Source organism: Flavobacterium sp. Root186 (assembly GCF_001428525.1).
Lineage (GTDB): Bacteria > Bacteroidota > Bacteroidia > Flavobacteriales > Flavobacteriaceae > Flavobacterium.
In genome coordinates this window covers 67834-94629 of record NZ_LMHW01000001.1, presented here as the reverse complement: position 1 = coordinate 94629, position 26796 = coordinate 67834, and the positions used below count along the sequence as shown (strand labels likewise).

The 26796-nt window shown below is 33.2% G+C and carries 22 protein-coding genes; 15 read left to right on the top strand and 7 right to left on the bottom strand.

Annotation, left to right across the window (positions count from 1 at the left end):
- Positions 1-70: 70 nt before the first annotated feature.
- The 3 genes from ASD98_RS00350 to ASD98_RS00340 all read right to left on the bottom strand — a co-directional run bounded on the left by ASD98_RS00350 (position 71) and on the right by ASD98_RS00340 (position 2439).
- Entirely contained in the window at positions 71-502 is a 432-nt protein-coding gene (locus ASD98_RS00350; protein ID WP_056198504.1) for a response regulator, read from the bottom strand.
- On the bottom strand, positions 499-1950 hold the full coding sequence (locus tag ASD98_RS00345; RefSeq protein ID WP_056198501.1) for an ATP-binding protein: 1452 nt from the start codon (positions 1948-1950) through the stop codon (positions 499-501). Before ASD98_RS00345 ends, ASD98_RS00350 begins: the two co-directional genes overlap by 4 nt.
- Before the next feature lie 111 nt (positions 1951-2061).
- Positions 2062-2439: a response regulator gene (locus ASD98_RS00340; RefSeq protein ID WP_056198498.1), complete on the bottom strand. Its 378-nt coding sequence runs from the start codon at positions 2437-2439 to the stop codon at positions 2062-2064.
- A gap of 384 nt (positions 2440-2823) precedes the next feature.
- On the opposite strand from ASD98_RS00340, the gene ASD98_RS00335 reads away from it, so the two are divergent.
- Both ASD98_RS00335 and ASD98_RS00330 read left to right on the top strand, forming a co-directional pair.
- Positions 2824-3636, top strand: coding sequence for a helix-turn-helix domain-containing protein (locus tag ASD98_RS00335; RefSeq protein ID WP_056198497.1), 813 nt, complete (start codon positions 2824-2826; stop codon positions 3634-3636).
- Between the two features lie 81 nt (positions 3637-3717).
- Positions 3718-4404: a hypothetical protein gene (locus ASD98_RS00330; RefSeq protein ID WP_056198494.1), complete on the top strand. Its 687-nt coding sequence runs from the start codon at positions 3718-3720 to the stop codon at positions 4402-4404.
- Here ASD98_RS00330 and ASD98_RS00325 read toward each other — a convergent pair.
- Positions 4381-5265, bottom strand: a complete 885-nt coding sequence (locus ASD98_RS00325) for a DMT family transporter (protein WP_056198491.1) — start codon at positions 5263-5265, stop codon at positions 4381-4383. The genes ASD98_RS00330 and ASD98_RS00325 overlap by 24 nt on opposite strands.
- Before the next feature lie 121 nt (positions 5266-5386).
- The gene (locus tag ASD98_RS00320) at positions 5387-6028 is read right to left on the bottom strand and encodes an FMN-dependent NADH-azoreductase (RefSeq protein ID WP_056198488.1); all 642 of its coding nucleotides are present in this window, start codon (positions 6026-6028) and stop codon (positions 5387-5389) included.
- Positions 6029-6192: 164 nt separating this feature from the next.
- Here ASD98_RS00320 and ASD98_RS00315 point away from each other — a divergent pair, with 164 nt between their 5' ends.
- The 4 genes from ASD98_RS00315 (at position 6193) to ASD98_RS00300 (ending at position 9171) form a co-directional block, all read left to right on the top strand.
- Positions 6193-7662, top strand: a complete 1470-nt coding sequence (locus tag ASD98_RS00315) for a PLP-dependent aminotransferase family protein (protein WP_056198485.1) — start codon at positions 6193-6195, stop codon at positions 7660-7662.
- A gap of 121 nt (positions 7663-7783) precedes the next feature.
- Entirely contained in the window at positions 7784-8236 is a 453-nt protein-coding gene (locus ASD98_RS00310; protein ID WP_056198482.1) for a MarR family winged helix-turn-helix transcriptional regulator, read from the top strand.
- A 31-nt stretch (positions 8237-8267) separates the two neighbouring features.
- The gene (locus ASD98_RS00305) at positions 8268-8702 is read left to right on the top strand and encodes a carboxymuconolactone decarboxylase family protein (protein ID WP_056198480.1); all 435 of its coding nucleotides are present in this window, start codon (positions 8268-8270) and stop codon (positions 8700-8702) included.
- Between the two features lie 220 nt (positions 8703-8922).
- Entirely contained in the window at positions 8923-9171 is a 249-nt protein-coding gene (locus tag ASD98_RS00300) for a hypothetical protein (RefSeq protein ID WP_056198477.1), read from the top strand.
- A gap of 79 nt (positions 9172-9250) precedes the next feature.
- Here the strand turns inward: ASD98_RS00300 and ASD98_RS00295 are convergent, their stop codons facing one another.
- Positions 9251-9475, bottom strand: coding sequence for a hypothetical protein (locus tag ASD98_RS00295; protein WP_056198475.1), 225 nt, complete (start codon positions 9473-9475; stop codon positions 9251-9253).
- A gap of 451 nt (positions 9476-9926) precedes the next feature.
- Here ASD98_RS00295 and ASD98_RS00290 point away from each other — a divergent pair, with 451 nt between their 5' ends.
- The 5 genes from ASD98_RS00290 (at position 9927) to ASD98_RS00265 (ending at position 18836) form a co-directional block, all read left to right on the top strand.
- Positions 9927-10484, top strand: a complete 558-nt coding sequence (locus tag ASD98_RS00290) for an RNA polymerase sigma-70 factor (protein WP_056198473.1) — start codon at positions 9927-9929, stop codon at positions 10482-10484.
- Positions 10485-10600: 116 nt separating this feature from the next.
- Entirely contained in the window at positions 10601-11524 is a 924-nt protein-coding gene (locus ASD98_RS00285) for a FecR family protein (RefSeq protein WP_056198470.1), read from the top strand.
- A gap of 121 nt (positions 11525-11645) precedes the next feature.
- Positions 11646-15035, top strand: a complete 3390-nt coding sequence (locus ASD98_RS00280; protein WP_056198467.1) for a SusC/RagA family TonB-linked outer membrane protein — start codon at positions 11646-11648, stop codon at positions 15033-15035.
- Between the two features lie 20 nt (positions 15036-15055).
- Positions 15056-16591, top strand: coding sequence for a RagB/SusD family nutrient uptake outer membrane protein (locus ASD98_RS00275; protein ID WP_056198464.1), 1536 nt, complete (start codon positions 15056-15058; stop codon positions 16589-16591).
- A gap of 421 nt (positions 16592-17012) precedes the next feature.
- Positions 17013-18836, top strand: coding sequence for an alkaline phosphatase (locus ASD98_RS00265; RefSeq protein WP_056198458.1), 1824 nt, complete (start codon positions 17013-17015; stop codon positions 18834-18836).
- A 348-nt stretch (positions 18837-19184) separates the two neighbouring features.
- Here ASD98_RS00265 and ASD98_RS00260 read toward each other — a convergent pair whose 3' ends face one another.
- Positions 19185-19724, bottom strand: a complete 540-nt coding sequence (locus ASD98_RS00260) for an AAA family ATPase (RefSeq protein ID WP_056198456.1) — start codon at positions 19722-19724, stop codon at positions 19185-19187.
- Positions 19725-19945: 221 nt separating this feature from the next.
- Between ASD98_RS00260 and ASD98_RS00255 the strand changes: the two genes are divergently transcribed.
- The 4 genes from ASD98_RS00255 to ASD98_RS00240 all read left to right on the top strand — a co-directional run bounded on the left by ASD98_RS00255 (position 19946) and on the right by ASD98_RS00240 (position 26747).
- Positions 19946-20524, top strand: coding sequence for an RNA polymerase sigma factor (locus ASD98_RS00255; protein WP_056198453.1), 579 nt, complete (start codon positions 19946-19948; stop codon positions 20522-20524).
- 189 nt (positions 20525-20713) lie between these two features.
- Positions 20714-21562 carry a FecR family protein gene (locus ASD98_RS00250; RefSeq protein WP_056198449.1) on the top strand — a complete coding sequence of 283 codons (849 nt, stop codon included), beginning with the start codon at positions 20714-20716 and terminating at the stop codon, positions 21560-21562.
- A gap of 102 nt (positions 21563-21664) precedes the next feature.
- Entirely contained in the window at positions 21665-24907 is a 3243-nt protein-coding gene (locus ASD98_RS00245) for a TonB-dependent receptor (RefSeq protein WP_056198446.1), read from the top strand.
- A gap of 523 nt (positions 24908-25430) precedes the next feature.
- Positions 25431-26747, top strand: a complete 1317-nt coding sequence (locus tag ASD98_RS00240; RefSeq protein WP_056198441.1) for a hypothetical protein — start codon at positions 25431-25433, stop codon at positions 26745-26747.
- Positions 26748-26796: the final 49 nt, after the last annotated feature.

The window sequence follows — 26796 nt, the reverse complement described above, 5'->3', positions numbered from 1 at the left end:
TGGCGATATTTTAGAGTTCAGATTTTAGATTTTAGAAATTGCAATTGACATTTTAAAATTTCTACTAAATTTAGGAATTTTCGTTTAATAAAATTTTCCTTAGATGAAATTGTACAAAGGCATCCATAGAATCGGGTCTTTTTGTATTGTCATTGTAATTTAATGGTTTTATTATGTATCCTGAAATACCTAGTTCTTCGGCAGTAATTCTATCGTTGCTTTCAGAAGATGTAGTCATAATAAAGACTTTTAGGTCTTTCAATTTTTCATCATCTCTTATGATTCTTAAAAATTCAATTCCATTCATCCTCGGCATATTAATGTCAAGAAGAATGACATCTGGTATTAGCGGATTTTCTGAATCTCTTAATAGCTTTAGTGCTTCAAGTCCGTTGTAGGCGGTATGAAGAACGTATTTAATTTCTAATTTCTTTAAGGAACGTTCAACCGAAATAGTATCCAGTTCGTCATCTTCAATTAGTAAAATGTTTGGCTTTCTCATACTGCTTTGTTATTTCTCCAGGTAAAGGTAAATTCTGCACCTTCGCCCAGTTTTGATTGTACATCGATAGTTTCACCTTGTTCGTCAATTATTTTTTTGACAATGGCAAGACCAATTCCGGTGCTTTCCATTTCGTTTTTTTCTCTAAGCGTTTGAAATATTTCAAATATTTTTTGATGATATTCAGGGTCAATACCAATGCCATTATCTTTTACAGAAAACTCAAAAACGTTGTGTACTTTGTCACACTTAATTGTTATATGAGGGTTTTCGGTTTTAGCATATTTAACAGCATTGCTGATCAAATTCGAAAATACCTGTTCGAGCTTAAGTCTTTCTGTAAATACTGCGGGAAGATTAATTATTTCAAATTTGAATTTCCTCGGCACAATCGACTGCGAAATTTCATAAACCAATGCACCTGTATCTACAAGTTCAGGAGGCGTTTTTCGGTTTATTCGGGCATAATCCAGAAGACCATTTATTAAGGCTTCCATACGCTGGGTTCTTTTGGGGATAATGCTCAGATAATTTTTCAGGGCAGGAGAGAGTTCCTCTGATAAATCTTCTTCAATCCAGCTGATTACATTGTAAATGCCACGAAGAGGGGCTTTTAAATCATGAGAAACTACATAGGCAAATTTGTTTAGTTCCTCATTTTTATTTTCTAAATCATGAATGTTTTTTTCGAGCCGGCGTGACATAATATTCAATGATGCCGCCAGAGCGCTTAACTCATCATGCCTGTAATCTTTAACTATTGTAAATCGGCCCTTCGAAATCGTATCGGCCACACGAACCATAGAATTGATGCGGTTTGTAATTAAAATGACGATATAAGCAGTACTTGCAACACCAACAAATATGGTTAAAGATAAAAATATAAGCGAAAATGTTCTGGTATTTCTTAAAGACTGCAGTAACATTTCGCTATGATATTTACGTGTTTTGTATTCTATTTTGTCGAATCTTTTAAATTTTTTGGTAATAGCGTCATTGATGTTTTTGCCTATATGTTTTTTGAGTTTAGTATCTAATAGGTTTTGGTAAACTACGGGATTATCGTTTCTGGTTCTGATTAATTCTGAAGTATAGGCAAGCCAGTCATTATGCAGCTGCGTTATAGAATCTATAATAGATCGCTGCGTATTATCAATGCCAATAAGTGATCGCTGTTCTTTAAGAAACTCCGGCACCTTTTTTATTCCGTTATGATATTCTTCTAAAAATGTGGTATCGTTTGTTAAAAAATAACCTCTTACGGCACTCTGCATTTCAAGAATGGCTCTGTGGGTTTTATTGGAGTTTCGGATTACGGCTTCAGATTTTGAAAGAAATTGAGAATTAAGCTGTACTTTTTTCGACAATCTGTAATTCGTATAAGAATCTGCTACAGAAAGTAAAATGATAAGCGTAAAGGCGAGAAGTATTTGGGTTGATAATTTCATTGTCTTTCTGTTATGAATACCAAAGGCAACCAGGGTTTAACAATAAAAAAGCAAAAAACGGCAGAGAACAGAAAGTTATTTGAGTGGTATTATTAAAAAATACAGTACACATTATACGATATAATGACTTAGTATTTTTTTTAATTCATTAAAATCACTTGGCTTCGAGATATATTCATCTGCTCCATATTTTTTGGCCTTAAGCTTAATTTCTTCAAATTGTGAGGTAGAAAAAATGATGATAGGAATATCTTTAATGACTTCCTGCTTTTTAATTTCTATTAAAAATTCTAAGCCGGACATAACCGGCATATTGAGATCCAGAAAAATAACATCGGGGTTAATTTTTTTATGGATTAATTTATTAAGTGCTTCTACAGGGTTTTGCATGGAAACATAATCAGCACTGGAAACTGCCTGCAGCGCTTCCATAAAAAAATCGCAATCGTCTACATCATCGTCAATTTGCAATATGTTTTTATAAGTCATATACAATCTAAGTTTAAATAATTGATTATAATTTGTTTATAACAAAAAGCATGAGATATTTTTTCTACTCAGATGTAAAAAAAATATCAAATGAAATCCGTTTAAGGTTCTTGATTCCAAGAAAATTACAAGTATTCTTAAAATCTTAATTAATCAATCGCATCACTTAGTGTATCTACTTTTAAAGGGAAGTCTCCTTTTTATTAATGAAGTTAGCAAAATTATTTTCATGGTGATTAGGTTTGGTGAATTATTCTGAAAAGTATGACTATACACAAAAATCTAATTACATAATTTTTAAATATTGTTGCATAATTCTCATGCCAAAATAATGTACATTAGTTTTCTGAAGTTTAGGTGGAGTTAAATAGAAATTCTGTAACAATGAAACATTCAAAAAAAGGCGAATTTTACGGCGATACGAACAAGACTATTTATCTCGACGGAATTACTTTAACAGATACCGTTTATACTCATCCTAAGGTAGACTGGCATTATCATGAACACGCTTATTTTACTTTTATTCTTGAGGGAAATGTTCTTGAAGGAAATAAAAAAGAAGTTTACAATTGTTCTCCCGGAAGTCTCTTATTTCATAACTGGCAGGATGCACATTATAATATAAAACCTGACGGCTTTACCAGAGGTTTTCATCTTGAAATCGAAAAACACTGGTTTGAGAATCTTAACTTAAACAGCGAGAATCTCGAAGGCAGCAGTAAAATTTTAGATCCTGATATTAAATTGTTGATGTATAAAATTTTCAGGGCTTCAAAAATTGACGACAATAGTTCTGATCTTTCTACGCAAATATTACTGCTCGAAATAATTTCACGTTTGCAAAACAATTTTAAAGCGATTTTAGATAAAAAACCAAAATGGGTAACAACGCTGGATGAAATTCTGCACGAACAATTTGCAGAACATCTTACATTAGAATATTTAGCATCGATATTAGATATTCACCCAATACATTTATCCCGGGATTTTTCTAAATACTTTCATTGTAATTTGGGTGAATACATTAGAAAATTAAAGGTTGAAAAAGCGCTTTCGCTGATGTCTTCTCAAAATCAGTCTTTTACTCAAATTGCTTACCAATGCGGATTTTCAGACCAAAGTCATTTTAATCGCTGTTTTAGGGAAATGAATGAAATTAATCCATCAGAACATAAAAAAATACTTTTTAAGAAATAATCGCAATGTTAATTCTGTACAATTTTTAGTGAATGGAACGACATAGTTTTGCTTTTCAAATATTTATAAAAAACTAAAATAATGAGACGAATTATATTGTTTCTTTTACTGTTTTTATGCGGTAAAATTGCTGCCCAAAATGATTTATATAGAGCAGACGAAATCACTTATGAAATTCATAAAACCAATATAGGTAAGGTTACTTTCATGAATGGAAATATTCCGCTGGCCGAATATAAAAAGACGGACATTTTAAAATCATTTGAACTTAAACCCAGATCAGATTTAAATATCAGGGTTTTTATGGATAATTCGGTGGTGAATTATTTACATCGTTTAACTCCGGAACTGCCTGCAGAAACACTTTTAAAAACCGGAAATCTTCAGTTTTCTTTTTATGTTGACGGTAAATTGATTTATACCGAAAATATTCATCACGGCTGCAATTTTGGATCTGGCGGAAATAAAAATACATCGACAGTATTTAGGGTTCCGTTAACGAGTACAAAAGGAGAAGATTGGTGGGCGATGAACATGTGGGAACGATTTAAAAATAATGGAGGAGAAAAGGCTCTGAATGTTGGAACACATGAACTCAAAATAGAAATAAGACCTTATATCAAAGTAGACAACAATATAAAAACAGGAAATTTAATTGCCGAAGGTCTGTTAAAGCTGATTATAAACCCCATTGTATTAACTACAAAGCAAATTGAAGTTCAGCAAATTCAGGCGGGCAGTGATTTATTTTTTTTGAAGGTTCATTAACACCACAGCAAACAAGATTAATAAAATTCCAACCCATTGAAATAAGCTAACAGCTTCTGAAAGCCATATATATGCGATAAATATGGAAACCGGAATTTCTATAGACGCAACAATAGCTCCTAATCCCATTCCTGTCAAAGGCATTCCTTTTGTGAAAAGCAAAGGCGGAAGTATAGTTCCAAATAAGGAAAGTACTATTCCCCAATTTAGTAATATATCAAATGTAAACTCCTGATTTATTGAAGAATGAAAGATAAAAATAACCACAATCAATCCGCCTAAAATCATGTAGAGACTTCGTTTTAATGGCGGTAAATGCAATTCAATATTATTAGAAGAATACATAGTAGCAGTATAAGAAAGAGCCGCTAACATTCCGTATAGAAATCCTTTCCAATTGATTACAGCAGCTTCTTTAATCAAATTGACTGCTAATAATGTACCAATTAAAACAAGAACAATAGAAACGATTTTACGCTTTTCAGGGAATTTTTTATATAAAATAGTTTCTAAAACAGCCCCAATCCAAACGGTCTGCATCAGTAACACAATGGCGGCACTTACCGGAATATACTGAACTGATAAATAATAAAATGTACTGGTTAAACCTAAAGAACTTCCTGCCATTATTAATTTTAAAGTACTTTTAAAATTCATTTTTTTGGGTGATGAATGCGAATTTTTCTTTTGAAATAAATTTAGAATCAAAAGCCCTAAAAAACCTAAGCCATACTGCGAAAGTGTAACTTCTGCTGTAGTATAATTTTCCTGATAAGCTATTTTTACAAATGTAGCCAGCATGCCGTAACTAGAAGCTCCCAATGCAATATAAAGGCTTCCTTTTAATGCATTATTTTTCATAATGGTTTTATTTTTTCAAGTATGGAAAAACTTCTTTTTCTCCTAAAATAAAGCTCAATTCAAAAAACAAAATGCACTTTAAATGAGGAGAAAAGAAGAAATATTGATGTAAAAAAGAGTATTAAAGTGTCTCTTGGTCTAGGATTGATTTAATGTTTTGATGTGAATTTTCGATCGTCTTCTTTAAAACTTCCGGATCTAAAGAAGACCCATCAATAGCAATTACATGAATGTCCTTAATTCCCATCGTATTGAATATCGTTTTTAAATAATCTGTCTGAAAGTTCATGTGAGCGTTTGGTTCTCCTTTTTCATATCCCTGCGCACCTCTGGACAACATTAGAAATAAAGTTTTATTCTCTAATAAACCAACATATGGATTCTCTGGGTTGGAAGGATTAATTTTAAAAGTTTCATTAAGTCTTAATACCTGATCTATATATGCTTTTAAAGAACTTGGAATGGACCAGTTGTACATAGGAACTCCTAAAACAATACAATCTGCCTCGCGTAATTCAGAAACGTAAGAATTGCTTATTTTTAAAATTTTAAGATTTTTTTCAGTTCTTTTTGATTCTGGTGTAAACGAGGCATTTATCCAATTTTCATCTATATGAGCGACTGGATTTGTTCCAATTTCACGAAAAGTAATACTTGGGTTTTCATGAAGGTTTTTCCAATGTTCAACAAATACTTCGGTTAGCTTTCTGCTGTGAGAGTTAAGCGATCGAACGCTTGAATTAATTACTAATACTTTTTTCATTTTGATAATTTTTTTCAAAAGTATTAGAAAGCTGGGTGTGGATTCTAATCCAATTTTAATAAAAACTACAGCCCAGATTTGTTTTTAAAAATATTCAAATGCTAATAAGATTATTTTTTTTTGGGTTAAATTTGTACATTAATTTTAATAAAACTACAGTCCAGATGCTTCCTTATAAAACCTTAATTCATATTGATCGAGATGCTCCGGTAACCTTATATATTCAGGTTTGCAACAACTTCATATCTTTAATAACTAACGGAACATTAAAGCCGTCTGACATTTTACCAAGTTCCCGTATTCTTGCAGAGTTAATTGGCATAAACCGAAATACAGTAAAATTAGCCTACGAAGAATTAATAAGTCAGGGATGGGCTGAATCTGTTGAGCGTAAAGGCGTTTTCGTACTCTCAAAACTTCCTGTTATTTCAAAAACTATAGCCCCAAAAGAGAATAAAGAGACTTATAGCGGAGATTCTTTTTTATGGACCAATAATTTTAAAAATGCGATTCCAAACCGGAATTTTCAAAAAGCACTTCTAACTATTGATGATGGTTTTCCTGATGTTCGGCTTGCGCCCGTAGATCAGCTTATGAGAGAATATCGAAGCCTTTCCAGAAAATTTTATGGCAGAAATTTTTTAAAATACGGCAGTTCAAAAGGATCTGAAAATCTTAGAAATTCTATTTCAAATTATTTAGCCAATACAAGAGGTCTGATAACTTCGCCTGATAACATATTAATATCAAAAGGAAGTCAAATGGGTATATATTTGACCTCTCAGCTGCTTTTAAATTCATCTGATACTATTGCTGTTGGTGCTTCAAATTATAGTTTTGCCGATGAAACTTTTAAATATACCGGAGCAAAACTGCTGCGTATTCCTATTGATTCGAATGGAATGGATATCGATTATTTCGAAGAAATTCTTCAAAACCCCAAAAACAGCATTAAAGCTGTATATGTTATACCGCATCATCATTTTCCAACAACTGTAACCCTTAGTATGCAGCGCAGGCTAAAATTATTGAATCTGGCAAAACAGTATCATTTTGCGATTATTGAAGACGATTATGATTTTGATTTTCATTACGAAAACAAACCTTATCTGCCATTAGCCAGCATTGATCATAATCATAATGTTATTTATATAGGATCAATTTCAAAAACTTTTGCACCTGCATTGAGAATTGGATTTATGTGTGCTTCATCCGGATTTATTGATGCTGCGGCTTCATTAAGAGAATTAATAGACAAACAGGGTGATACTCTTTTAGAAGATGCATTTTCGGTATTGTTTAATAATGGAGAAATGGACAGGCATTTTCGTAAATCTTTAAAAATTTATAAGCAGCGCCGAAATCTTTTTTGTGACTTATTAGAATCTGATTTTAAAGAAACAATAAACTTTACTATTCCTGAAGGCGGACTTGCGGTTTGGTCTAATTTTGATTCTAAAATAGATTTGCATCAAATGTCTCAAACGGCTTCAAAAAACGGACTTAATATTGATAATGGCAATTTCTATAAAAACGAATCTTTTGTAACTAATGCTATGCGAATGGGTTTTGCTTCGCTCGATGAAAAAGAAATGATTAAGGCATTAGGAATCCTTAAAAAATCAATTCTCTAACATCTGGGCTGTACTTTATTTTAAAATTGGTCTATTTTCCATCCAGACTGCTTCGCTAATTTTGCTTCAGAATTATATCTAAACTGAATGCGAAAAATGCTTTGCTGTTAAATACTTCTATATGGAAATGAATACTGTACATCAATCTATCCAGGAATCGTCTTTACGTAAAAGAGTATTTTTAAATATCATGTACGCACAAAATCAATTAGTTGAAAGTATGATTGAAGTGCTTAAACATCACGATTTATCGATAGAACAATATTATGTACTCAACATATTAAAGAAACAAAAAGGTAAAGCTGCAAATATGTGTGTTATTCAGGAAAGTATGATTTCTAAGGCAAGTAACACAACGAGATTAGTTGATAAACTGCTTTTAAAAAACTATGTAATCCGGGAAGTATGCAGTAAAAACCGCAGAAAAATTGATGTGCTTATTACGCAGACCGGATTAAATATTCTGGATATCATTAATCCATTAATAGAAATTCTCGAAGAAAAGTTTGCCAAAAATCTAAATGTAAATCAGTTGGAAGAACTGAACTCACTTTTAGAAAAATACAGAAGCTAATTAAATTTAAACAACAAATAATTTTATAAAAATGAAAACAAGAATTCGTATAGATCAGGCAGAACCAGACGGTTATAAAGCAGTACTCGGACTTGAAAAGTTTATTGAAAGCACGCCATTAACAAGAACGCATAAAGATTTGATAAAAATTAGAGCTTCACAATTAAACGGATGTGCCTTTTGCATAGACATGCACACTAAAGAAGCGCGCAGGGCAGGTGAAACAGAACAGCGTATATATGCTCTAAATGCCTGGCGAGATACACATTTTTTTACAGAAGATGAGCGTGCTATATTAGCGTTAACTGAAGAAATTACATTAATCAGCAATCATGTAAAAGATGAAACCTATGAGCAGGCAGCAAAAGTTCTTGACGAAAAATATCTTGCTCAGGTAATTTTATCTGTCATTACTATTAATGTATGGAACAGAATTGGAATCTCTACCAATTTAATTCCGGCATAGTTAAGGACATTTTTTTATTTTAATAAATTTGATTTTTAAAACCTTCGGAAACATTGCTTTCGAAGGTTTTTATGTTTAAAATTTAATAGTATAATTCTGAATTGTTGATAATATGCTGATAAACAGTTAATAACTACTGCCTTGATTTTAATATACTTAAATATTCGAATGTTTATATTTGATAAAGGAATAGTTAAGGAATTAATTTAAATATTAATATATGGAACGAGCTATAAAACTACAAGTACGCAAAGAATTAGACGGACGTGAACAGTTTAATGTAATTAAGTTAAAAGGCAGTTTAATCTCCAAGGGCTACACTGAAATAATACATATATTAGATCAGGACGAAAATTATCATATTAATTCTTTTGCCACTTCGGCAGAAAGTAGAAATGAAGTTAAAGATTTTATCGCTGATTTTATTTCAAGCCAAAATCTTGCCGACGCTGTTACTGTTTTTAAATAAACTAATTATTAAACCAAAAACAAAAAAAGCTATCTGGTTTCAGATAGCTTTAAATGATTATTTATTATTAGAGAGAGACTTATAAGGGTCGATCATAGCTCTCTAGGTTTTCCTCTTCCTCTTCGTAATAATTGTCTTCTTCTTCAAGACTGTCCTCTTCATCATCCCAGGAAACATTATTACTAGGTCCTCTAAAATATCGGCTTATTTCCTGATCGCCGCATATTGTAATGGAATCATATAGACAAAAAGATTCTTGTTTTCTAAATGTAGTTTCGTCATTTTCATTTACTGCAAAATTCATGGTATCAATATTTAGAGAGTTAATAATTGCCGTTTAAACTTCCTTTTTACAGAACTTATTATGGGAATGTAAATTTAGAAAGGATAATCTTAATTATCTTATAGTTTAAATTTCAAAAGTTATATAATTCACATTTTCAATCTGTTAACTTGTTTAAAAGCAAGAACTATTTAAACTCTCTTTTAGCAGAGCAATCCTAATTTTTTATTCAACTTGTTTTTTAAATCTATTGGTAACAAACAACACGAAATGTTAATACAATGTTTCATAATCCTGCTGTTTTATTAATGTAAACGTAACCTAACCAACCTACCCTCATTTTTAATTTTGAAGACATATTATTTAAACAAACTATTGTAGTATATGTCATTTTTCAAAGTAAACATACTTCACAAAATAAATGTTTTCGTAAACATTATTTTTCTGGACGATAATAATAAAGTGAAGTATTATGTATAAAGGTTATTCTGATGAAGAACTTGTTGAATTATTAAAACAAGGAAAAGATAAAGCTTTTGATGAACTTTATTTTAGATACCGTGATTTGCTGGTGCGCTTCGTTTATATAAGGATGAAATCGGTTCCCATTTCTGAAGAAATTGTTCAGGAAGTTTTTACCACAATCTGGGAACGGCGCAAAACAATCGTAATTCAAAAAAGTTTTGCAGCATATATTTATACTTCAGTTCGTTACACAACTTTAGATTATATCAAATCCCACTCGGTAACAGATCAATATATTCAGGAAGTTTTAGATCGAAACACCGTTTCTTATAACAGTCATAATGCAACCGAAGATTCTATTTTTTATGATGAATTACAAATAGCGGTTGACAAAGCAGCTTCGTTACTTCCTAAAAAATCAAAAGAGGTTTTTATTCTCAGCAGGATCAAACATTATTCTAATAAAGAAATCGCTGAAGAACTTAACGTTTCGATCGATACGGTAAAATATCATATTACATACGCCTTAAAATTTATGCGGACTTATTTAGGAGAGTTTAATTGATTTTAAAATTTCCGAAAAAGATAATCCGGCTTTTTTCTTAACAAAAGCGTAACCTTTTCAACCTACCTGAATTTTCAATTCCCAAGACATACTATTAAAGACATAAAGAAATTATAATGCCTGATAAATTAAAACAAGAAATAAAACATTTTTTAGGGGGAAATTATTCTCCAAAAGGACAAGAAATGTGGAATAAATGGTACGATCGTACTGATGAAGCTTTTGAGAATATGGAGACCATAAAATCAGATCGTTCCAAACTAAAAAAAGAATTAAGACAAATAAAAAAATCAAACCAGGTTATTTTTCTTCAAACTAAATATTGGACAGCTGCGGCTTCATTATTAGTCTTATTTGGGCTTTCCTTTTTCTTTTACCAAAAATCAATACATGCTGTTGAAACTAAAGAATATGCGGCAAAGTTGGGCGAACACGCTAAACTAACCTTAAGTGACGGAACAAAAATATGGCTGAATGCCGGAAGCCGTTTAAAATATCCTAAAGAATTTAAAGGCGATACACGCGAAGTTTATCTTACTGGAGAAGCCTTTTTTGATGTAGCCAAAGACAAAAAACATCCTTTTATAATTCACACCGATAAAATGGATACCAAAGTATTGGGAACCAGCTTTAATGTTCAGGCTTATCCGGACCAAACAACACAGGAAGTTTCGGTTCTAACCGGAAAAGTAAACGTAAAATCGACCGTTACAGAAGAAAATGTATATGTAACTCCGGGTCAGAAAGTGGTTTTTAAATCAAAAAACAACAAACTGCAAGCCTTTAAAGATGTTCCGGTAAATACCATTTCGTTATGGCGTAAAAATATAATTGTTTTTGAAGATACGCCGATGCCTGAAGTCATTGCAACCATAAACAGAAACTACAATGTTGCCATCGAAATTAAAAACAAGAATCTAAACGCACTTAAAATAAACGCCTATTTCAAAGAACTTTCTGTAGATCAGATTGTGGCCTTAGTATGCAATATTGTAAACGCCGAGTATAAAGTTGAGGACGGAGTTTATAAAATACAGTAAGAATTATGAGTTGTGAGTTATGAATTATGAATTATGAGTTAAAAATTAAGTACTAAAATCTAAAATTAAAAGCCAAAATAAAAATCTAAAATCGGAACTCTAAAATCTAAAATTTAAAACTATGAATGAAAAACAAAAGCGGTACGTCGTAAAGTTTCAAAGCATTAAAAAAGCTATGTTGGCAAAAGTAATCCTATTTATTGCTTTGTTTTTTACCGGATTAATAAACGCCGGGAACATTGATTTTGATAAAAAAGTAACCTTAAAAGTTGAAAATGAAAGTTTAAAGAATGTTTTTCAAAAAATTGAAAATCAGGCTAATGTGCATTTTATGTACGAATCAAATCAAGTTAATACCAACCAGAAAATCAGTTTAAAACTTACGAATGTTAAACTGGAGCAGGCATTAGATAAAATATGCAGTAATTTTTCGCTTCGATATGAAATCGTAAGTAACAATATCGTTATAAAAAAAACGCAGAAAGTAGCCGGTCTAACTGAAGATCAGAATAAAATTATTGTTTCGGGAACTGTTTTTGGCGGAGATGATAATATGCCATTGCCAGGTGTGGGAATTAAAGATAAAGGTTCTAATGCAGCAACAGCAACAGATTTTGACGGAACTTTTAAATTGGAAATCAATGCATCCGAAGCAGTGCTTATTTTCTCATACGTAGGTTACGTAACACAAGAAATAAAAGTAACAAAATCAGAAAATATCACTGTAAAATTAGCAGCCGATATGAAACAGCTTCAGGAAGTTGTAGTTATGGGTTACGGCAGCGTAAAAAAGAATGAAGTTTTAGGATCTGTAGGTTCTGTTTCTATGAAAGAAACATCAAGCAGAACTTATAATAATGCTGGTGAATTATTACAGGGAACTGTAGCGGGTGTTACCGTTATTAATGACGGTGGAGACCCAACGGCGTCGCCCACAATCAATATTCGTGGTATTGGATCTTTAAATGCAGAAACTCCGTTAATTGTTTTGGACGGAATTATCTACAGCGGTTCGTTAAATACTATTAACCCAAATGATATTGCTTCTATCAGTGTTTTAAAAGATGCAGCTTCGGCGGCAATTTACGGAGCGAGAGCTTCTGGCGGAGTAATTTTAATTACATCAAAAAAAGGAATTTCAGATAAAATTAATGTAAATGTTAATTATCAGGGAGGTTTTCAAAATGTTGCCAAAAAACTAGATGTTTTAAACGCTGCAGAATATGCTGATGCAATGAATACAGCAAGAGATAATGCAGGTTTACCAAGAATTCCTGCTTTTGATCCTGCTTTTGAACCAACAGCCAGAGCGACAAAAACAAACTGGATGGATGAAATTTTCCGCACCGGAGAAATTCAGGATTTATCAATTTCGATAAATGGAAAAACAGAAAAATCAAATTTCTTTCTTTCAGGAAGTTATAGAAGAAACGAAGGTATTTTGCTAAATACTTTTGGAAACCGTTATACGGTAAGAGCAAATACCTCTTTTAAACTGGCTCCTAATTTTACAATTGGAGAAAATTTATCGTATTCCTTAACAGATGGTCAGTCTGCTAATACTTCAAGTGCTTATACAGGAGCTATTTTAGGGGCCATTTTTTATCCGCCAAATGCAACAATTTACAGAGAAGATGGTTCGGGACAATTTGGAGGAGTTCCTGAAAAATACATTGGTTCTTACGGAGACGTTATCAATCCGGTTGCATATTTAAAAAGATTAGACAACAGAAATCCAATTTCTACGGTTTTGATTAATCCTTATGCAGAATGGGAAATTATCGAAGGATTAAAAGTAAAATCAAACTGGGGTTATACGAGAATTCAAGATAACGCAACAGATTTTACGGTTAAAATTACAGAACCGGGAAAAATATTCGACTTTAACAGGTTGACGAAAAAGTCAATGACAATTACTGATTTATTGAGCGAGCAGACTATTTCTTATGAAAAATCATTAGGAAAACACAATTTCAAAGCTTTAGCAGGATATACCTATCAGGAAACGAAAAGAGATTATTACACCGTTGAAGGAACGGGTTTTGATAACGAAGATCCGTCTCAGCGTTATTTGCTGAATGCTAAAGTAATTCAGCAGACTGGAGCAGGTTTATCAGATGAAATTATTTCTTCTTATGTTGGAAGGTTAAACTACGATTTCAATCAAAAATATTTATTCTCAGGAATTGTGCGCCGCGACGGAACCTCAAAACTTTTACAGCAAAACCGTTGGAAAGTTTATCCTTCAGTTTCGGCAGGATGGTTAATTTCTGAAGAAAGTTTCATGAAAAGTATTAACCCAATTGTAAGCAATTTAAAACTTCGTGCAAGCTGGGGACAAATAGGAAACTTAGGAAACCTTGGACCTTATCAGTTTAGTGTGCCTCTTACACAGACATCAGCTTTGATTGGAGCTACACCAACTATTAATTATGGTTATGCCGAAAGTGAATTATCAAATCCTAATTTAAAATGGGAAAGTTCTGAGCAGACTAATATTGGTTTAGATTTTACAATGTTCAATAATACAATTGTAGGATCTGTAGATGCTTATGTAAAAACAAACAAAGACATGTTAGTGCGGGACCAGCTTCCTGGAGTTTCGGGAACGCCTCTTGGCAGAATTGTGAATTCTGGAGATGTTGAAAACAGAGGTCTTGAAGCAAGTTTAACGTATCAAAAAACACGTGGAGAATTTAAATTTGATGTAACGGCAAACGCTGCATTTTTAACCAATAAAATTGTTTCTATTAAAGATGATTTGACTTCACTTGAGCCTTTAAACTTAAGCCGCGTTCGTAGTTTACCATTAGCTAATATTTACCAGGTTGGAAGTCCGGTTGGTGCCTTTTACGGATATGCAACAGATGGATTGTTCCAAAGCACTGCAGAGGCAAAAGCTTATGTAAATGCTAATGGAGTAGCGTATCAGCCAAATGCCGTTGCCGGAGATATTAAATTTAAAGATGAAAACGGAGACGGTGTAATTAACAACAGCGATAGAGTAGTATTGGGAAGTCCGTTTCCTAAAACAACTTACAGTTTAAATGCTAACTTCAAATACAAAGGTTTCGATATGAATATCTTTTTTAACGGAGCTGCAGGAAACAGTGTTTTCAATGCTGTAAAACATACAGGTTTAAATGGTTCTTTCCCGGGTTACAACTTATTGGCGGAGTCTAAAAATGCCTGGTCACCAACGAATACAGATACTAATATTCCGGTTCTTTCGTCAACAGACAACAATAACAACTTTGGACGAATCTCTGATTTTTATATCGAAGATGCTTCTTTCTTAAGATTGAAAAACGTGTCTATTGGATATACGGTTAAAGAAAACTGGTTAAACGGAAAAGCAAAACTAAGATTCTTTATTTCTGGACAAAACTTGTTTACGATTACCAATTATTCAGGAATGGATCCGGAAGTTGGTCTTAGAAACTTCGGAATGGATGTGGGTAAATATCCGCTTTCCCGAATTTATATGACCGGTGTAAACGCTACTTTTTAAAAAAATATAAAATAAACAAAATGAAAAAATTAAGTCTTTTATTATTGAGTTTTGTGCTATTGGTAAGCACCTCGGCTTGCGAAAGTGAACTGGATGTTATTCCGCAGGGAGCGCCGTCAAGCGGAAATTTCTGGAAAACTCCGGCAGATGCACAAGCAGGAGTAAATGCTATTTATGCGTTGTATTCTGATGATAATATGTACGGTCGTGGTTTCTTTTGGTTAAACAACGCCAGTGACGATATCGGAACAAAACCAAGACAAAATGCAGAACGTATCAAAAATTTTATTGTTGACGGAGCAGAATCGGATACAAAAGATATCTGGAGAATTCACTATGAAATTATGAAACGCTGCAACGACGTAATCCGCAATATCCCGAATATTCCTTTGGATGAAAAAACAAAAAACGGAATGCTGGGCGAAGCTTATTTTAATCATGCTGTTATGCATTTAGAATTAGCATATCATTATGGAGACGATCGCGCCGGAATTCCTATTCAGGATAGAGAAAACTTTACAAACGTTTACGTTCCACGTGCTAAAAACGTTGGAGAAAACTACGCTTACATCGCGGCTGATCTAAAAAAAGCGGCTGATTTATTACCTTATTTTAATGAGCTTACACCAGACAATTACGGTCGCGCGCACAAAACGGCTGCCTGGGCTTATTTAGTCCGTACGTATTTGTATGCTAAAGATTGGGACAATGCTATAAAATATGCCAACATGATTGTAGCAAGCGGAAAACATAAACTGCTTGACAATTTTGAAGATGTTTTTAAAATTAAAAATAACTGGTCTACAGAATATATCTGGTCTGTAACTTCTAGTGCAGAAAATACAGGTCTGGGTTCCATTTTTCCTGGAGTTTGTTTAGAAGATAAAGGATGGGGAGCTTACAATGGCTGGGGAAATTTTTATCCAACAAAAGAATTGTTTGATACCTATGATCCAACAGATAAAAGAAGAAGCGCTACTATACTTCAAAAAGGAGATAAATTCGTTTATTTTGGACAAGAAGTAACCTTTAACGAAGGAAATTATATTGTAAGTTCAAGTAACAGAACAGGTTATCAGTTTAAAAAATACATGGAGCCGTTTAGTTATCCAAAAACTAATTCTGGAGCTGTAGATATTCGTTACGTAAATGCAAACGGAGATAAACCTTCAACAGCTTTAAATGTTCCGCTTTTGCGTTATGCAGATGTACTTTTAATGCTGGCAGAAGCAAAACTAATGAAAGGTCAAAACGCAGATACTGAAATCAATTTGATTCGCCACCGTGCAGGTCTTGATGATCTTGCCGGAGCAACATTGACTGATTTAAAAAGAGAAAGACGCTGCGAATTAGCAGGTGAGTGGACAGACCGTCATTTTGATTTAGTGCGTTGGGGAGATGCAAAAGATACTTATGCAAAACCGCTTCACCATTATAACGGAACCGTAATTTATCCGGCTCGTAATTTCAATCCGGCTATTCACCACGTGTGGCCAATACCACCAGATGAAATCGCAGTGAGCAAAGGAGCTTTGTTTCAAAATCAAGGATGGTAGTATTTAATTATGAATTTTAAGTTATGAATTATGAATGCTTTATCCATAACTCATAACTCAAAATTCATAACTCAAAATTTAATTAGTTTGTTTGTTTATTTTTTTTTACGCTGCAGGCTTGTTGTGGAGTCTGCAGGCGGTAAAAAAATAATGGACAGCATTATATATTATAAAACCAGTCTTTATTTAAAGGGCTGGTTATTATTGTTTTTTTTGCCACAGATTAAAGGATTAAAAGGATTTTTTCTTTTGCCGCGAATTACACGAATTTTCACGAATTATTTTTTTGATTCTTGCGTATAAAATTTGTGGAAATTCGTGTAATTCGTGGCAAAAAACCTTTACACAAAGTAATTCAAGAATCATTCTAATCCTTTAATCTGTGGCAAAAAATAAACAGCTTTAATAAAACCTATTTTCAATGAAAAAAATATTCACCCTTTTCTGCCTTCAATTCTTCCTGTTTGTACAAGCGCAGGAATACAGTTCTTCTAACATTCATTCGCATAACGATTATGCAAGTGCGCTTCCGTTTTACGGGGCATACTCTAACGAAACCGGCGTTATTGAAGCCGATGTTTTTGTAGTAAATAATGAATTGTTTGTAGCGCATAATTTCAAAGATATTGCGCCAAACAATACATTAAAAAGTATGTATTTGGAGCCGCTTTCTTTAAAATTAAAAAGTTTAGGAAGTAAAGCATATCCAAGCAATAAACCTTTGATTTTAATGATTGACATTAAGTCTGATGCCGATGCTACACTGAAAGTTATTGCGCAGCAGTTAAAAACATTTTCTGATATTATTGTAAATAAAAACATTAAGGTTGTTATTTCAGGAAACAGACCAAGCCCGGCACAATGGGCGGCTTATCCTGAATTTATTTATTTTGACGGAAGACTTAATGAAGAATATTCTCCTGAACAATTAGCTCGTGTTGAAATGATCAGTGAAGATATAAAAGAACTTACGACTTGGAACGGCAAAGGTGTTTTAACACAGGCCGATTTAGAAAAAATTCAGGCAGTGATTAAAAAGGTCCACAATCAAAATAAAAAAATAAGATTTTGGGGTACGGCAGACAACGTAAATACGTGGATGACTTTGATGAATTTAAAACTCGATTTTATTGGTACTGATAATGTTTCAGAGCTGACACATTTCATCAATAATATTAAATCAACATTTTATCAAAATACAGAATTTCATCAGGCTTACGTTCCTAAAAATGTTTCTGCTTTCGCCAAAAAGAAACCTAAAAATGTTATTCTTTTAATTGGTGACGGAATGGGATTAACGCAGATTTATGCGGGTTACACGGCCAATAAAGGGCAGTTAAGTCTTTTTAATATTCCAACACAAGGACTTTCGATAACAAAAGCTTCTGATAGTTATATTACAGATTCTGCAGCCGGAGCAACAGCAATGGCAACGGGACATAAAACAAACAACAGGTTTATAAGCGTTGATGAAAGCGGAAAACCTTTAGAATTAATTACGCAGCAATTGGCTAAAAAAGGTTATAAAACAGCTATTATTTCAGCAGGAAATATTACAGATGCAACTCCGGCAGCTTTTTATGCACACCAGCCGGAAAGAAGTTACAACGAACCTATAGCAAATGATTTCCTGAGTAATCCGTCAGATATTTTAATTGGAGGCGGAACAAAAGAATTTAAAACCAGAAAAGACGGGAAAGATTTATCTAAAGCATTAATGGAGAAAGGATATACTTTTTCAGATAAATTCAGCGCTTTAGACACTATTACAAACACCAGATTTGTTATTGTAGATGATGCTTCGGTAGTTTCTATGAAAAATGGAAGAGGTGATTTTTTAACTAAATCTTTAGCAAAAGCAACCAATACTTTTTCAAAATCAAAAAATCCGTTTTTTATCATGGCCGAAGGAGCGCAGATTGATTATGGCGGACATAGTAATAATGTTGAATATGTGGTTCGCGAAATGCTGGATTTTGATAAATTAGTAGGACAGGCAATGGAATTTGTTGATAATAATCCTGAAACTCTTTTAGTTGTTACGGCAGATCACGAAACAGGCGGACTTTCATTAATCGACGGAAGTATTGAAAAAGGATACGTTCACGGAAGTTTTAGTACTAATGATCATACTGCAGTTTCGGTTCCGGTTTTTGCTTATGGAGCGGGAGCCCAGAATTTTGCAGGTGTTTATCAAAATACTGAAATTTATGCTGAGATAGTAGAAGCACTTTCTAAAAAGTAATGTTCTACAAAATAAAAAGAGGCTGTCTCAAAAGTCGAGACAGCCTCTTTTTATTTTATATATTTCCTTGTTCCGTAGGAACATTTCATTGGTAGAAAATTATATTATTATAATGGATTACGTTCCGTAGGAACGTTTGATTTAGACATTGTTTTTAATAATCTGACCTATCAAACGTTCCTACGGAACGCAAATCAAATGCGGCTGATCTTTATTTTTTTTCTACCTACGAAACATTCCTATGGAATGATAAGTCGGATATCAAAAAGTAAACAATTAAGTTACTAATAACAAACAAAATAATTATAGTAAAAGAGCTGTCTCGACTTTTGAGACAGCTCTTTTTATTTATAAATTTATTTTTTCCAATATAAGTTCTATTCTTTGGCTTACTGTTAAGTCTCCTGATATTCTTAAAATTGGTGATTGAATAATTTTTAACCAATTTTCATGAGCTTTCAGGTTTCTGCTTGCAATGCCTTTACTATCATCATAATCAGAAGCCCAGGTTATAAAATCTTCAAATTGTTTTATTCTTTCCGGTTCTGTATAAATTACGTTTCCGTATCTTTCAAATTCTCTTTTCTTAAGTCGTTCCATTCTAATTTTGGGAGGAATATATAAAAATACCACTAAATCAAAATCAGGAAAAACTTTTTCGCCCCACTCAAATATTGAGCCTCCAAGAATCCAGTTTTCTTGATTTTCCAGCTCTGATTGTATTGTAGAATTTCTCTCGTCAGGATTTCTTCTTGTTGTAAAAGGAGTTTCTGTTGCTTCCCAAAAATAGGTATCACTGTCAAAATAAGGTATATCTAATTTTTTAGACAGCGCTTCACCAGTTGTCGTTACGCCGCTTCCGGATGCACCAAAAATATGAATTTTCATTATGAAGAATTACTTAATGATTTGAGTCTCAAAATTACAAATCTTTTAATGATTTGCTAATGTAACGATTTTTAGAAATGCGAAAACCTTTTGTAAAACCCTTTAAATTCAGGAAATAGATTTCAATATTAACAAATTATTAAATGACCAAATTGTAAAAAATAACAATAAATGTTTATTATACTTTTGTAAGGGTCTTCTTTAACAATTAAAATTGCATTATGAGTTCTAATTTGATATTAAGGTTGCGTGCGGGAGATGATTCTTGTTTTAAGGAAATATATGAATTGTATCATTTTAAAGTTTTTTGTTTTGTAAAAAAATATACAGCGCAGCTGGCAGATTCAGAAGATGTGACGCAAAATGTATTTATCCATCTTTGGAAATACCGTGCAAAATTAGACCCCAATGTTACGCTTGAAGCCATTCTGTTTAAAAGTTCAAAGCAGGAAATCTCAAAATGGTATAAAAAGCAAAACCGGATTTTTTCTGTAGAAGACGATCAGCTGATTAAGGAACTCGACAGTGCAGCTGAACCTGATGATGATATTAGTTCTCAATTGGAAAAAATAGAATATCTGCTTAATAAAATCCCTGAAAAAAGGAGAAAAATTTTCAGCCTTCATAAATTCGAAGACCGTAGTTATAAAGAAATCGCGGTTGAAATGAATATGTCTCCAAGTGCTGTAGCAAACCAAATATCAAAGACATTACAATTTTTAAAGAAAAACTCGGTAAAAAACCATGAGCTTTATTGGTTTACCCTTTTCTTCATCAGTCAATCTGAGTTTATTTCTTAATTACTGGATTAAAATCCAGCTTTACAAAATGGGTCGAGTCTTCGGCTCTTTTTTTATGCTGCCAAATCTTCTCGCAGATTAAGAAAACGTTAATAGTAGCAATACCCCGTGATATTTAAAAGATTGAAAATCTAATGTAGTTGAATCGGGGAGATTCGCGCATGATTTTTCGATTCTAAATAAATCTAAATGAGAAATAAAAAATTAAAAGAAGAATGGAATGCTATACCTAATAGAGGTATTCTTCCAAATGATACGGAAGCCCGAATGTGGGATAACATTCGAAAGGCAACAATTCATAAATATAGAAATCTTTACAATTGGGCTGCTGTAGCGTGTGCCGTAATTGTTCTTTCTATTGGAAGTTATCATTCTTTAAATCGATTAGATTTATCTAAGCCTAAAATTACTTCAACCATAACTTTTAAAGATGATATACGTCTTATAACTCTGCCAGATGGTACAAGAGTTTGGCTGAATCAAAATACAGAAATTGATTTTCCTGCAAAATTTTCAAAAAAAGAACGAAATATAACTTTAAGAGGAGAAGCTTTTTTTGAAGTAAAGCGAGATGTTACACGTCCGTTTATTATTACTTCTGGTGCAGTAAAAACAACTGTTTTAGGAACTTCATTCAATGTTAAAGCCTATAATGATACTGATGCGCAGGTAAGCGTAAGAACAGGAAAAGTAAAAGTAGAAAGCGCACAAAATACGGTTTTCCTGGAAAGAGGTTATAGAGCGATATATGCCGAAAAAACTGCTACAGTTAATAAAGAAAAAACATCCAGTTTTGAACCAGAGTGGAAAAAAGTTTTACTGTATGTTGACGGTTTAACCCTTGATGAGGTTATTACAACACTAAAACGCGATCATAAGTTTACGGTGAATTATCTGGATGATGATTTAAAAAATCTAAAAATACAGGGAACTCTGGACACTCGTCAGGGGTTTTATGAAACACTGCAAACTATTGCTTTTGCTTTAGAAATACATATCAGCCCAGCAGGAAACAGCACTTATATAATCGGTAAATAATAACTAATAATTTACTGTATTACAGCGATTATTTTGAAAATATAAAATAATTAACGCAAAATATCTCATTAAAATTAATTACACAAACTAACAATTTCAACTATGAACAATGATTTTTCCAGGCATTATTTTACTGCCATCTGGATTTTGTTTTTGGGATTTTTTCTCGGAACAAACACAATTTATTCGCAAACAGGAACCGTATCGGTTGATTTTAAAAACTCTTCGCCTCAAAAAATCATTGATAATTTAAAATCACAAACACCTTATCAATTTGTTTATCAAAAAGACCTTGACCTGAGTTTTCCGCTTGTTACCTTAAAAAAAGATAATGTAACAATTGATGAAGTACTGAATGATTTACAAAGCTTAACCAATTTAGATTTTAGAAGAACGGACAATAATATTGCGGTTAAAAGAAACGACGCAGTTAAAAAAAAAAGGAGAGGGAAAATTGTAGGAAAGGTAGTTGACAACAACGGGCTTTCGCTGCCAGGCGCCAATATTAAAGTTGTTGAAACAGGTTTCGGCGCACAGTCAGATATTGATGGTAATTATATTTTAGAGCTTGAAGCCGGAGAATATACCATCGAGATAAGCGTAATTTCTTTTCAAACCCAAAAAATTACTCATGTAAATGTACAGGAAGGAGAAGAAACACCACTGGTAGTTTCTTTGCAGGAAGATGCACAATCGCTTAATGAAGTAATCATTGTGCAAAACTACAAACAAGCCACAGCTTCGGTGGAAGGAATGTTAATACAACAAAAAAAAGCTGCCCAGTTTTCTGATGGTATTTCGGCAGAACAAATCGCAAGAACTCCAGACAGAGATGTAGCAGCTTCATTGAAACGTATTACGGGAGTTACAACTGTAAATGATAAATATGTTGTAGTACGTTCGATGGGAGAAAGATGGAACCAGGCCGTTATGGATGGAATCGCTTTACCAAGTACAGACGCTTATCAGCAAAACTTTTCTTTTGATATTATTCCAACAGCAATGGTAGAAAGTATCGTTGTAAGTAAATCTGCCACACCGGATATGTACGCTAATTTTGCCGGAGGATATGTAGAAGTAAAAACAAAAGATATCCCAAAAGAAAATTTCACCAATTTTTCTATCAGTAATTCTTATAATAGTAAAAGCACCTTTAAAGAAAGATTAACAAGACAAGAAGGCGATTACGATTATTGGGGATTTGACGACGGAAGACGTGATTATCCTACTAATCACACAACAATAGATCCGCCAACAACAGAGGCAGCATCTGGACCGTTTATTGCATATTCTAAACTATTTACGCAAGATAATTTTACTACTTATAAAACATATGGAGCACCGGGAACTACGCTTCAGTTTGGTTTAGGGCGTGTTTATAAATTAAAAGACAATAACAAATGGGGGTTTGTAGGTTCTCTTATTTTTAAAAACACGCAGGAAACCTTAGAAATTGAACACACTCAAAGAGGTAGTTTTCAAAAGAATTCTTTATTTCAAGAAGAGAACAAAGATAGAGCCTATTCAATTTTTACAAGATACGGCTTTAGAAACTCAGGAAACAACTACAATTTTAATTCAACATTAGGCGGTATGTTTAACGCTGCAATTCAGCTTGACAACCATAAAATCACAATGCGTAATACTGTTATGCACATCTACAATAATCAATTAACACAAATTAGTGGGTGGTCAGATGGTGCTTATTCTATTGCAGACATAGTAAGTGGAAATATTTTGCCAACTTCATTTGAATCTAATTATCCTGTTTATACAACTTTTATTCAGAATAAAATTGAAGGAAATCACAAATTCGACAAGCTTGAAGTTAATTGGTATGGAGCATACGGAAATGTTACAAAAGATACCAAGGATGCCACATTTGTAGCTATAGGAAAAGGAAAAGTAGGTGATGATATTATAACAAATTATAGTGTCGATAACGATGAACAGAGATTTCCATTTAGCCGAAGCTATTTTACAAACGATGAAGTAGATTACAATTGGGCAGTCAATTTTAAATATACTTTCAACTTTAGCGATTCTTTTACAAATGATATCAAAGCAGGATATTTTGGCACTTATAAAAAAGCAACCAATCAGCAGGAATCTGCAAAATTGATTACAGTTGGTCAGGCAGATGATGAAGCAACAATTTACGAACCTTTACCAGAATTTTTGGATGGATCAAATTACTATTATGGAGGTTTTGGATGGCAAAAATACGGTATTTATGGTAATAGATATGTTGGAGATGTTAAAGTACATTCTCCTTATTTGATGCTTGATGATAAAATTGGTCAATACGTAAGATTCGTTTGGGGAGTAAGGGCAGAAAGTTATTTATACACACAAATAGAAAGCCAGTCTGAAAATCCAAATGGGTTTTCTGAAGTGCAGGGTGATGATAAAGTATGGCAATTTCTGCCATCTGCTAGTTTAATTATCAGCCCAACTAATAAAATGAATGTAAGATTGGGTTACAATAAATCAGTTTTACGTCCGCAATTTGCTGAACGTTTAGGTATTCCATATTATGACCCGCTTCGAGCTGCTAAAATTTACAATTATACAGACGGAATAGTTTCTAGCGTTGCTAATAATTATGATTTAAAGTTAGAATGGTTTCCTTCTGGAGGCGAGATTTTGTCCTTTGGTCTATATCATAAAGATATAGATAACCCAATTGAAGCCGTAGGTTATTTGAATCCATCTGGCGTTAGGGATATCTATAATATTAATTCAAACAAGGCCAAACTTTGGGGAGTTGAAGTAGAATTCTATAAAAGTCTTTCCTTTTTAGGAGAAGGCGATCTTTTAAAACATTTGTTTGTTTACGGAAATGCTTCTGTAAATGATACCAAAGTTACTTCATACGTTAATCTGGATGGTACCGGAGGACTATATGAAGCTAACAGACCGCTTTACGGGCAGTCGCCATATACTTATAACTTAGGAATGGATTATGTAGGCGACCGTTTTGGATTCAGCCTTAGACATAATGCGGTTGGAGATCAATATATTTTAGTTGGATTCGATTATTCTGCAGAAGAAATTCGTATGCCTTATGCACAAACAGATGCACAGTTGAGTTATAAATTTTTCAAAAAGAAAGATCTGCAGTTCAAGTTCAGTATCAAAAATATGTTTGATGCAGGCGTACAAACCTATAATAATAGCAATAGTTACAGTAAAATAGAAGATGTTCCTTCAGGATCCAACCCAAGATCAAGATACAGTCTCGGTGCCAATGCTACCAATAAATATGACCCGGATATCGATCAGGTAGTTTTCAAATCATTTGCAGGAAGAACAATTAGTCTTTCCTTAAACTATGATTTTTAAGATTAGCTATTGTTAATACTAAATTCATAATCATAAGTATTTTCCTGCTGAATATTAAGAAAAAGTTAACAATAAAAAACACCCATGATATTCTGCTTTTCTAAAAGCTAATACTAATAAATAAACAAGTTGGGTAAAAAATAAAAACTCTTTTTGCTGAGAGTATTTAAAATGTTCTTCGAAAAATTTAATAGATAAAAGAATGAAACCTGCAGATATACGGAATCTTCAATTTAAGCCAAAAACAATAAAGAAGACAAAGGCATAAGGTTTATCATATCCAAAGACATTTATCTTTTTGTGTATTTAAATTTTAAAGGGAACCGAAGTTGATCCTTTCATTGAAATGAAAAAAATCCTAATAGTGAAAGATGGAAGTTAGGTAAGCTCCCCCGGACGGTAAAACGGATGCGTTTGAAAAAACAAATTTACCAAAAACGAGAAAGACCTGAGGAAAGAAATTTTGCTGCTCTCTCCAAAGGCCTAGTTTAATAGCGGCAAATATAGCAATAATTAAATTATTATGAAAAAATTTTTTATGTTCGCAATTGTAGCTCTACTTGTGAGTTCTTGCCAAAATGATGATTCTTCTGCTGATTCTTCTTTTTCTATGAAAGCTGCTGGGGCTGACTACACAGGATATCCTGCAACAGTACAAACTGTAAGCGGAGATATTACAACTAACACAACTTGGACAAGTGACAAAGTTTGGGAAATTAACGGAGTAGTTCGTGTAAAATCCGGAGCTACATTAACAATCCAGGCTGGTACTTACATTAAAGCAAAACCTCTTGCTGCAGGTGTTGCTACTGGAGTTCTTGTAATTACTAAAACTGGTAAAATTAATGCACAAGGAACTGTAAATGCTCCAATTATTTTTACAAGTTACAATTTATTAGATGGTAACGCTTCAACAAAAGCAACTCCTGGAGATTTTGCAGGTGTTGTAATTTTAGGTGATGATCAGGTAAATAACGGGTCAACTACTAATATTATCGAAGGATTAGGCGATCAGCCAAATGTTTCTGATTTTTATTATGGTGGAGCTAACGCTTCTCACAATGCAGGAACAATTTCTTATGTTCGTATCGAATTTGCGGGTAGAATTTTAGATGCAGCAACTGGTGTTGAAATCAACGGTTTAACTTTTGGTGGAGTTGGTGCTCTTACTACAGTTAACCACATTCAGGTTTCTTACGGTAGAGACGATTCATTTGAATTTTTTGGAGGTAGAGTTAATGCTACTCATTTAGTTTCTTTTGCTCCAGATGATGACAACTTTGACTTCGATTTAGGATACACAGGATCAATCACAAAAGCAATTGCACTTGCTGATATTAATTCTACTCATAGTACAAGTGGTACTGCACCAAACTTGGTTCCGGATTCTAATGGTATCGAATTAGATAACAATGCCGGAGGTACTTCTACTACACTTATTACACGTCCTGTTATTTCTCAATTATCTATCATTGGTGTTAGTTCTGCAACAGCTGCTAACTCATACGAAAATGGTATCCACGTACGTAGATTAGGGCAAATCAGCCTTACTGATGCTACTGTAACAGGATATAACAGAGGTATCAACTGGGAAGCTCCTTCAGTATCAACTGGTTCTACTTGGTCTGCAATATCTATCCACGGATATGTTAATCCCGTATTGCCAACAACAGTTGCTTTAGGTTTTGGAAATGCTACATCTAGTGTAGTTCCAGGACACAAATGGTCTTTAACCCAGCCATTCTTTAATGATAGTGCATTTGACCTTTCTGGTGCTACAGGTGCATTCAAAACTGAAGCACTTTGGACAGCTACTTGGACTAAGTTTGCAAGTTTTTAATTAGTTAGGTTAAGCAATATTTAATTCAGCATGGGCAGCATTTCTGCCC